The organism is Actinomadura sp. DC4 (assembly GCF_030406325.1).
Classification (GTDB): Bacteria; Actinomycetota; Actinomycetes; order Streptosporangiales; family Streptosporangiaceae; genus Actinoallomurus.
The window spans coordinates 288,470-298,277 of record NZ_JAUEQY010000011.1 but is presented as its reverse complement, the minus strand read 5'-3'; the positions used below and the strand labels follow the sequence as shown (position 1 = coordinate 298,277).

The window sequence follows — 9,808 nt, the reverse complement described above, 5'->3', positions numbered from 1 at the left end:
TGCCCTCAGGACCGGTCGCCCTGTCGATGACCTGGTCCGCCTGAGTCAGCGGGTCAGAGTGGCCTTCCTTGGCGGCGGGCTTGGGCGCCGGACGCGACGGACGCGGCTGCAACAGCTCGTGCGCCTTGGCCCGCGCCGCCTTCAGACCATCCGTACGGATCGTCCGCGCGATCTCATTGCGCACCGAGACGTAGTCCGTGTTCGACGGCGGCCGACGCGTGCCCTCAGGACCGGTCGCCCTGTCGATGACCTGGTCCGCCTGAGTCAGCGGGTCAGAGTGGCCTTCCTTGGCGGCGGGCTTGGGCGCCGGACGCGACGGACGCGGCTGCAACAGCTCGTGCGCCTTCGCCTGCGCCGCCTTCAAACCGTCCGTACGGATCGTCCGCGCGATCTCATTGCGCACCGAGACGTAGTCCGTGTTCGACGGCGGCTGATGCGTGCCGTCCAACCTCGTCGCCTGATCGATGACCCGGTCGGCCTGGGCGATCGGGTCAGGATGTTCTTCCTTCGGGGCGGGCTTGGGCGCCGGGCGCGGCGGACGCGGCTGCAACAGCTCCTGCGCCTTCGCCCCCCCGGCCTCCAGACCATCGGAGCGGATCGTCCGCGCGATCTCGTTACGGACCGAGACGTAGTCCGTGTTCGACGGCGGCCGGCGCGTGCCTCCCAGACCGGTCGCCTTGTCGATGACCTGGTCCGCCTGGGTGAGCGGGTCAGGGCGTCCGTTCCTGGCGGCCGGCTTGGGCGCCGCATGCGCCGGACGCGGCTGCAACAGCTCGTGCGCCTTGGCCCGCCCGGCCTCCAAACCGTCCGTACGGATCGTCCGCGCGATCTGATTGCGAACGGAGATGTAGTTCGTGTTCGACGGCGGCTGATGGGTGCCGTCCAGCCTGGTGGCCTTGTCGATGACCTGGTCGGCCTGGGTGATCGAGTTGGAGCTGTCGTTCTTGGCTGCCGGTTTGGGCGCCGGGCGCGGCGGACGCGGCTGCAACAGTTCGTGCGCCTTGGCTCGCCCGGCCTCCAGGCCGTCCGTACGGATCGTCCGCGCGATCTGGCTACGAATGGAGACGTAGTTCGTGTTGGACGGCACCTCGTGCGTGCCGCCCAGTCTGGTCGCCTGGTCGATGACGCGGTCGGCCTCACCGAGCGGGTCGACCCGCTCGGCCGGCTTCTTCTGACCGCCTCGCGGGGCCGCGCCGTCTTGGGAACCGGCCGACGGACGTTCGCCGCCCGACGGGCGCGACGTCTGCTTCGGCGCCGGCACGGCCTCACCGGAACCCCGCGCACCGGCCGCCGGCGACGCCGTCTCGCCGGGCGTGGGTGGACCTTCGCCGGAGTTCCGCGTGCCGCCCTCGGAGAGCTCGGTCCGTACGGGCCTCGGTGTCTCGGTCACCGTCCTCGAACCGCCGTCGCCACGCGTACGGGTGCCCGTGCTCCCGGCGGGAGACGTCCCCGAGCCGGCGCTGCCGGCCGGCTGCTCCTTGGGTGGAGACGCCTGGGCGGGCGCGTCGTCGGCGCCCTCGCCCTCGGGCGGACCCTTCTTCCCGGGCTGCTCTGGACCGTCGCCTTCCGGCGACCGGGGCGAGGGCTTGGCGGCGTCCGTCACGCTGTCGTCGGTGAACGTCCTGGTCGTGGTCTGTGTCTGTGTCTGGGTCTGAGAGCCGCCACCCTTGGGGCGGGTCTCCGTACCCCCCGCTCCGCCGCCCGACGTACCCGGATCATGACCGGGACCGCCGCCGCCCCCGGGCCCCGCCGAGTCCGGCTCCTCGAAGGTGAGCCGGCCGGTGTCCTTGTCATAACGCAGGTCGCTCGCCGAGATCTTCGGCCGTGAGGACGGGGTGAGTATTCCGTTCCTCCCGATGACCAGGGTCGGGCTGCCTTCGCCCGAAGGAGAGAAGTTCGTACGCGCGACCTTGCCGCCGGGGGACACCCCGATGACCTGGATCTTCTCGCTGCGGACCCCGACCGGCCGCAGGTCGCCGTCGGAACCGAACTGGAAGTAGCTTCGTCCTCCGGGGGCGGGCTTGCCGCCCGTCTCGGGCCTGCCGCCGGACGAGACCGGCGTGACCTTCTCGTACAGGCCGGTGTGCTGGTCGCGTACGAGGATCGCGGGCGGTTCGGTGTTCTCGACCGGCTTGCCGTCCAGCCGGGACCCGCCGGGCGCGCTGCTGACCCGGTCGACGGTCTTCGGAGTCCCGAAGGGATTCCCGTCGTGCCAGCCTTGCGGGTCGCCCCCGTCGAGAGAGTGGTACTTGTAACCGTCGTTCCCGCCCCCCTTCGGTCCCGGTACGTCCGCCGGGCGGCCTTCGAAGGTCAGCAGGTCGACGTTGCCGTCGCCATCCTTCCGGAGCACCTGGTACGACTCGGGCTTACCCTCGGATGACGCGGGCGGGCGGCCCGGGGGGGCTTCGTGCGGCGCGTCCGGCCTGACGCCGACGGTCTCGACGTCCCATCGGCCCTTGCCATGGTCGTAGACGGGCAGCCGCCGCTGCGGCTCGCCGACCGGGATCCGCTTGCCGCCCTTGAACGCCGACGACTGCGTCGGCACCTCCCCGCCGGCGGGCTTGGCGCTCACCACCACTTCGTCGGGACCGACATGCGTCTCGGTCCTGACGCCGGTGCCCGGGTCGACCTCGTGGTAGCTGTAATGGTCGGCGGCTGCCGGCTCGCCGGCGCCCGCCCGGTCCGGCGCGGGCCTGAGGCTCGGGGGCGGCTCTCCCGCGGGAGGTCCGCCCAGCCGCCGGCCGCCTCGCGTGGCGAGCTCGACCAGTTCCGAGTCACCGGTTCTCTCGTCCGTACGGAAGACCTGCCGCGTCTCTCCCGCGGGCGGCACGTCGCCCGGCACCGTCCGCTGGGGCCGTACCGGCTCGGCGGCCTCCGGTTTCGGGTCGGTGGGCTCCTTGGTCCGCGGCTCTGCGGGGCCGGTCGCCGCCGGGGTGTCCGCCGGGTGGTTCGCCGGAGGTTCGTCGGTGGCCTTGGGGTCGTCCGGCTTGGCTGGAGCCGGTTTCGTCTCAGGCGGCTTGCTCTCGGAGGAGGAGACCCCGGTCCTCGGCTCCTCCGACCCGTTGCCCTGCGAAACGGGAGGGTCGGTCTCCGGGTGCGCCTTGGGGGACTCGGCGGCCGGCTTGGGAGAAGGCCCTTCCGGCGTACTGCCGGATTCCTTCATCCGGGCCTCGGCGGCGTCGGCGTACGTCTTGGTCTCGAGGGTCCTGCTCACGTCACCGGGACGCGGTTTGGCCTCCGCGGAGGAGACCCCGGTCGTCGGCGTCTCCGACCCCGAACGCGCCTTCGGAGGCCCGGCGGCGGGCTTGAGAGGAACATCCGCCGGAGCGCTACCGGAATCCTTCAACCGCGCCTCGGCCGCATCCGCGTACGCCTTGGTCTCAGGGCTCCTGCTCACGTCGCCGGGACGTGGCCCGCCCGCCGATGAGGCCGGTGACGGCTCGGCGGTCTTGGCGCCGGGTGTCGCGGGGTGGCCGTTCGCCGGGGGCTTCGCCGCGCCGGACGGCGGGGCGGGCTCCTTGCCGCCCGAGGGCTCGGCCGCACCGGGCCTGGCTCCCGTGTCCTGATGCGGCCGGCCTGGCGTCTGGGCCCCGGGCTGGGGGCCGGTGTTCGTACGTCCGGGCTCCGGGCCGGGCACCGGTGAGGACTGCCCCTCCCCGCTGGGGACCAGGGTGCGAGGCTCACCGCCACCCTGCGCGGTGGGAGCGGCGCCCACCGGCGCCACCGTCCCGTCGCCTGGGTCGGCCCTGACGTTCTCCGGCCTTCCCGGCTCGGGCTTGGGCGGCTCGGCTCTGCCGGGCCCGGACCTGGACACCTCGGGCCGCGCCGTCGTCTCGGGCCTTGGCGCTTCGGGCTTGGGCGGCTCGGCCCTCCCGGGCTCGGGCCTGGCCGCTCCCGGCCGTACCGCGTCAGGCGCGGGCGCGCCGGCCAACGGCGCGTCGGCCTTCGGCGGTTCGGCCCCGCCAGGATCGGGCCTGGCCGCCCCCGGCCGCACCGCGTCAGGCGTAGGCGCCGCCGCGCCGCCGGGATCGGGCTTGGGCGCCTCCGGCCGCACGGCGTCAGGCGCGGGTGCCGCCGCGCCGCCGGGCTCAGGCCTCGGCGCCGCCGGTCGTACCGCCTCAGGATTGGGGGTTCCCGGCGCAGGTGTCACCGCACCGCCGGGGTCGGGCTTGGGTACCTCCGGCTGTGGCCTGGGTGTGTCGGGAGTCCCCTGCTGCGGCGTGGCGACAGGCCGCGGGTCGGCGGCGGCCGGCGCGCCGACGCGTTGCGACGGGCCCTCGGCCGGTCGGCCTTCCGGCCGGGCGGCGGTCGGTCCCGAGGAGGTCGGCGGGGTCGTGTCCGGGCCCGGCCGGGCCCCCGAACCCGTGTCCGGCACCGGCGTCTCGCGCCCCGGCGTCGGCTGGGCCGCCGGTGGTGTCCGCTCGTTCGGCGGCGGGGCGCCCACCGCGGCGTTCGGCTTCGCGTTCTCGGCAGGAGGCGGCTTGGTGTTCGCGCCGTCGCCGCGAGGCCCGCCGCCCGGCGCCGCGGCCGTACCCTCGCTCAGGGGCGGGTTCGCTCGAGCCGAAGGACCGTCGCCCATCGCCTCCGCGTCGGCACGAGGTTCGGCTGCCGGTGGCCGCGGGTTCGTCGCGTCACCGCGAGGACCGTTGCCCACCCCCTGCGCGCCCGCAGGCGGAGCCGGGGCGGGCTTCGGTGTGGCCGCGGGCGCGGGCGCCTCGCCGGTGACACCGTTCGGGCGCTCGCCCTGGGCGGAGTTCGGACGGGGCTCCCCCGTCCCGCTGTGCGGCAGGCCTTCGCCGGTCACGACGGGTGCGGCCCCCACCACCTCGGGCTTGCCCGGGTCGCCTCCCGCCGGGCGGCCGTTCGGCTCCCCCGTCGGCGCGAACGTCGAGCCCTTCGGCGTGACCGCGCCCGGCCGTGCGCCGGGGGCGGCGCCAGGGAGGGCCGAGTCTCGCGGAGAACCCCCCTTGGGAGTGGGGGGACCGCCGGGAGTGCCCGTCGCGAAGGGAGCGTCGGGACCGGGCTGCGGCTTGGCCGCGTCGGCCGTGCCGACCGCTCCGAAGATTCCGCCGAGGGCGGCGCCGAGCCCCATGTTGCCGGCCTCGGACTTCCAGTCGACGTGGAAGGGGTTGTGCGCCGCCAGGTCGCCCAGGCCCATGGCCACCATGTCGAAGCCGAGGGACGCGGCGGCCCCGGTGGCCGCCCCGGCGGTGAACCCGAAGAGCGACGCGCCCAGCGTGCCGACCCGGGTCGCGATGGCGCTCATGACGTTGACGAGGCTGCCGATGATCCGGGCGAGGAGGGGGATGAGAGACGCGAGCTCGCTGAAGATGGCGGTGAAGGCGCCCAGGATGAAGCCGAAGATCGTCGCGAGGGTCTGCGCGTTGTCCTGCTTGGCCATCTTCTGGGCCTGGTCCTTGATGCCGTCGGCGTAGGCGTTTATGGCCTCGCCGACCTTCCACGCCGTGTCGGCGGCGTTGAACATCACCTTGGCGATGTTGTTGGCCCAGGTGTCCCACGCGGCGGTGCCGGCCTCGCCGTTCCACCCGAGGCTCGCGACCTTGTCGTCGAGCGTCTCCTGCTCGGAGTAGAGCGAGTCGCCCATCCGGATCCACTGGTTGCCCAGGTCGTAGATGGCGTTGATGTCCAGGTTGCCGAGATAGTCCTGCCAGGTGGTGAGAGTACCGCCGGGACCGCTCATGGCCGCGCCGGTTCCGCGGGTGGACGAGGCTCGTACGTCAGCTGCTCCGTCTCCTCGTCGAGCGCGGTGTGGATCAGCTCCGGATCCTGTCTCCTGCGGACGAGCACGCCGCGGCCCGGGACGCGCTGCGCCGCGCGCTGGTCGCCGACGAGCACCCCTTCGCGGTGGTCGCCGGACAGGATCAGCCCGTCGGCGCCGAACTCGCGCAGGCGGCCGAGCAGCGGGTCGGCCATCAGTGCCCGCGATGCTCCGCCGACCCGGCGTGCCAGCACGATGTGGAACCCGAGCTCCTCGCCCTGGGTGATGAACGGGGCGAGGGGCGCGAGCGGTCCGCGGTCCGGGCCGTTCGCCACCAGGTCGTAGTCGTCGATGACGACGTAGAACTCCGGTCCCTCCCACCAGTCGCGGTCGCGCAGGCGGCTGGAGGTGATGCCGGCCGGCGGCATCCTCTCCTTCAGTTTCTCGGCGACCTGGGCGACGAAGGTGGCGGCCAGCTCCGGGTTGCCGGCCTCGGCGCCGATGTACGGCGTGGGCAGCACGTCGAGGAGGCTGCGCCGGTAGTCGATGACGATCAGGCGTACGTCCCACGGCGAGTGGCGGCGGGCCAGCCCGCGCATCCAGGCGCGCAGGAAGACGGTCTTGCCCGCGCCCGAGTCGCCGAAGACGAGGAAATGCGGCTGCCCCTGGTTCAGGTCCAGGCCGACCGGCCGCAGATCGGTCTGGGCCAGGCCGATGGGAACCTCGGTCCCGGACAGGTCGCCGCCGTCGCGATCCCAGGGGTCCGGTGTGCCCGCTCCCCCGGCGAGGACCGCGTCGAGCTCCGACGCGGTGAGCCGCTGCGGCAGCACCTTCAGCGGCGGGGCCGCCGGCCCGTGCCAGGCCTCGGCGACGGCGGTGACGAGGTTCTTCTGGGCCTCGGTGAGGTCGTCGAGGCCGTCGCCGCCGTCCAGCCGCGGCAGGGCCACGTGAAACGCGAGCCCCGGGGACATCAGGCCGCGACCGGCCGGTATCCGGCCGAGCCGGCGGGCCTCCTGCCGGTTGATCTCCGATTCGGCGGGATCGTTCAGCCGGAGTTCGAGACGGCCGCCGATGTTGTCGCGCAGCCCCATCCGTACCTCGGCCCAGCGGTTGGCCGTCAGCATCAGGTGCACGCCGACGCCGAGACCGCGGGTGGCGATGTCGGTGGCGATCGCGGTGGCGTCCTCCATCTCGGCGTGCAGCGCGCCCCAGTTGTCGACGACCAGGACGACGTCGGCGGCGCGTACGCCCGGCGGCAGCTCTCCGCTCTCACGCAGCCTGCGGAAGTCGGCGGCGGACTGGATGCCCAGATCACGGAACATCCGCTCGCGTATCGCCACCAGGCGGGTCACCTCGGCCAGCACGCGCTGGACACGTTCGGTGTCCCGCCGGCCGGCCACCCCGGCCACGTGCGGGGCGCCCTCCAGGCCGTACAGCGCGCCGCCCCCGTGGTCGATGCAGTAGAACTGCAGCTCCTCCGGGGTGTGGGTGAGCATCGCGCTGATCAGGGCCGTACGCAGGAAGATGCTCTTGCCGGTCTGCGGGGCGCCGACCAGGGCCAGGTGCCCGTGGATTCCGGCAAGGTCCAGGATGAGCGGGCGCTGCTCCTGCCGGGCGGGCAGGTCCGCCACCGCGACAGGGAACTTCAGCTCTCCGTACGAGGGCCAGCCCGCGCTCTGCAGGCCCCGCCCCTCCGTCTCCGCCAGGGGCGCCAGCAGCAGGTCGAGCGAGAAGCCCCCCGGCAGCGGCGCGAGCCAGACCTGGTGGGTCGGCGCGCTGCTCTGGGCGAGGCGTTCGACGACGATCTGCAGCTCGGTCGTGTCGGTCTCCGGCGCCCACCTGCGAGGACCGGCCGGTACGAGGTCCACCGGCTCCGGCCGGGTGCGGAGCGTGAACGGGCTCGGCGCGATCGGCTCGTCCGCGGCGTCCTCGTCCGACGCCCGTTCGTACAGCCGCGAGACGTGCGCCACCCGGAACCGCTCGTAGACCGACTCGTCGACCTTGAGGTACGCCGAGCCGGGGATCGCCGGCAGCATGTACGCGTCTTGCGTGCCGATCACCGCACGGCTCTCGGCGGCGCTGAAGGTCCGCAGGCAGATGCGGTAGGACAGGTGGGACTCCAGGCCCCGTAGCCGGCCTTCCTCCAGCCGCTGCGTGGCCAGTAGCAGATGCATGCCCAGGGACCGGCCCACCCGCCCGATCTGCACGAACAGGTCGATGAAGTCCGAACGCTGGGACAGCAGCTCGCCGAACTCGTCGACCACGATCATGAGGTACGGCAGCGGCGGCAACGGCGCGCCGTCGACGTCGGTGCCGCCGGCCGCCTGCTTCAACTGGTACTCACGGATCGAGTCGACGTTGCCCGCCTGGCGCAGCAGTTGCTGCCGCCGCTGCTGCTCGCCCACGAGTGCGACCCGTACGCGCTCGACCAGGGACAGGTCGTCGGCGAGGTTGGTGATCAGACCGGCGACGTGCGGCAGGCGGGTCACGCCCGCGAAGGTCGCGCCGCCCTTGAAGTCGACGAGGACGAAGCCGAGGTGCTCCGGCGAGTGGGTCAGCGCCAGGCCGGTGACCAGGGTGCGCAGCAGCTCGCTCTTGCCGGAGCCGGTCGCGCCGACGATGAGCCCGTGCGGGCCGATGCCGCCCTGCGCGGACTCCTTCAGGTCCAGGACGAGCGTCTCTCCGCCGCCACCCACGCCGACCGGCGCCCGCAGCATGGCCTCGTCGTCCGGCGCCCGCCACAGGGTGCTCGGGTCGAGCGTCGTCAGGTCGGCCATGCCGAGCATGCCCGGCAGCGACACCGCTTCGGCGAGGACCTGGTCGCGCTCGCCCGACAGGCGCAGCGGCGCGAGCGAACGCGCGATCCGCTCCTGGAGAGCGGCCGGCGTACGGTCCATGGTCGCGTTCTCCACGACGCTGCGGAGGGAGACGTCGGGTCCCTCCAGCGACAGCCCGCCGCGGGCGTCGACGCGGACCCGTACGTCCACGCGTCCCGGCTCGTGGGCCTCCTCGGTGACGAGGCAGATCACCGTGATGCCGAGCGCCGGCCCCGCCTCGGACAGCAGGCGCAGGACGAGGGCCGACCTGGCCCAGTTCTCCCCCGGGTCGTAGCCGTCGAGGATCACCACGAGCCGCTGCCGTGACGCCTCTTGAGCGAGCGTGGCCACGAGACGGGTGCCGCGCTCGGTACGGGCCGTCACGGCGCGTTCGAGCTCGTCCTCCAGATGGTCGGAGAGGTCGTCGAGCTTGGCCGCGACCAGCGGCACCACCTCGACGCCACGTTCGCGCGTGTCCGGTTCGTGCGTGTGGGGCAGCCACTTGGCCCACTCCCACTCCTGGTGCCCGCCGGTGACCACCGCGACCCGTACGTCGTCCGGGGCGTGCAGGACGGCGAGCTGGCACAGCAGCGCGGTGCCGGCCGCCCGCGTCTCCTCGTCCGGCCCCAGGAGGCTCACGACCCCGGCCCGGCCGACGTCGACCCAGGCCGGCTGGTCCTCCACGGTGCCGTGCACGCGGACGAGTTCCTCCGACGCGTGCACGGAGCGCGGGTCGTAGTCCACCGCCGGGTCGGTGCGCCGGGAGACCGTGAGGCTGCTGGCGAGAGGGCCGTCGCCACTGCCGACCCGTACGCGCAGGAAGTCGATGTCGGCGGGACGGCGCTCCCACACGCGGCGCCGGCGGGTCGCGATCGCCCACAGCCGCTGCGGGCTCGGGTGCACCCAGGCGGCGGCGAACCGCTGGATCTGGGCGATCTGCCGCGCCTGCTTGCGGATGCCGGCCAGGTAGTCGAGGTACCTCTCGCGGTGCTTCTCCTGCTGCCGGCGGTTCTTGTTGCGCATCTGCACCCGGATGCCGATCGTGAACCCCGTCGACGACAGCACGAACACCACGCCGAGCACGAACATCCACGGCCGGCCGGTGGACATGAGGTACGCCGCCATGCTGACGCTCGTCAGGAGCGGCAGGACCATCATGGCCATGCCGTACTGACCGTTCTGGGACGGCAGCTGCGGCGGTGAGGCCAGGGAGATCTTCTCCGCCGGCACCGGTGGTGGCGCCATCCGGGCGGGACGGTGAAAAGCGGTCCTG

Annotated in this window: 1 protein-coding gene and 1 pseudogene; both read right to left on the bottom strand. The window is 73.5% G+C overall.

Annotation, left to right across the window (positions count from 1 at the left end):
• Positions 1-5,701 (bottom strand): annotated as a pseudogene (locus QWU11_RS20305) (hypothetical protein); the annotation flags it as partial.
• Positions 5,698-9,780 (bottom strand): type VII secretion protein EccCa, encoded by a 4,083-nt coding sequence (eccCa, locus tag QWU11_RS20300; RefSeq protein ID WP_290115567.1) that lies wholly within the window; start codon positions 9,778-9,780, stop codon positions 5,698-5,700. The pseudogene QWU11_RS20305 and the gene eccCa, both read right to left, overlap by 4 nt.
• Positions 9,781-9,808: the final 28 nt, after the last annotated feature.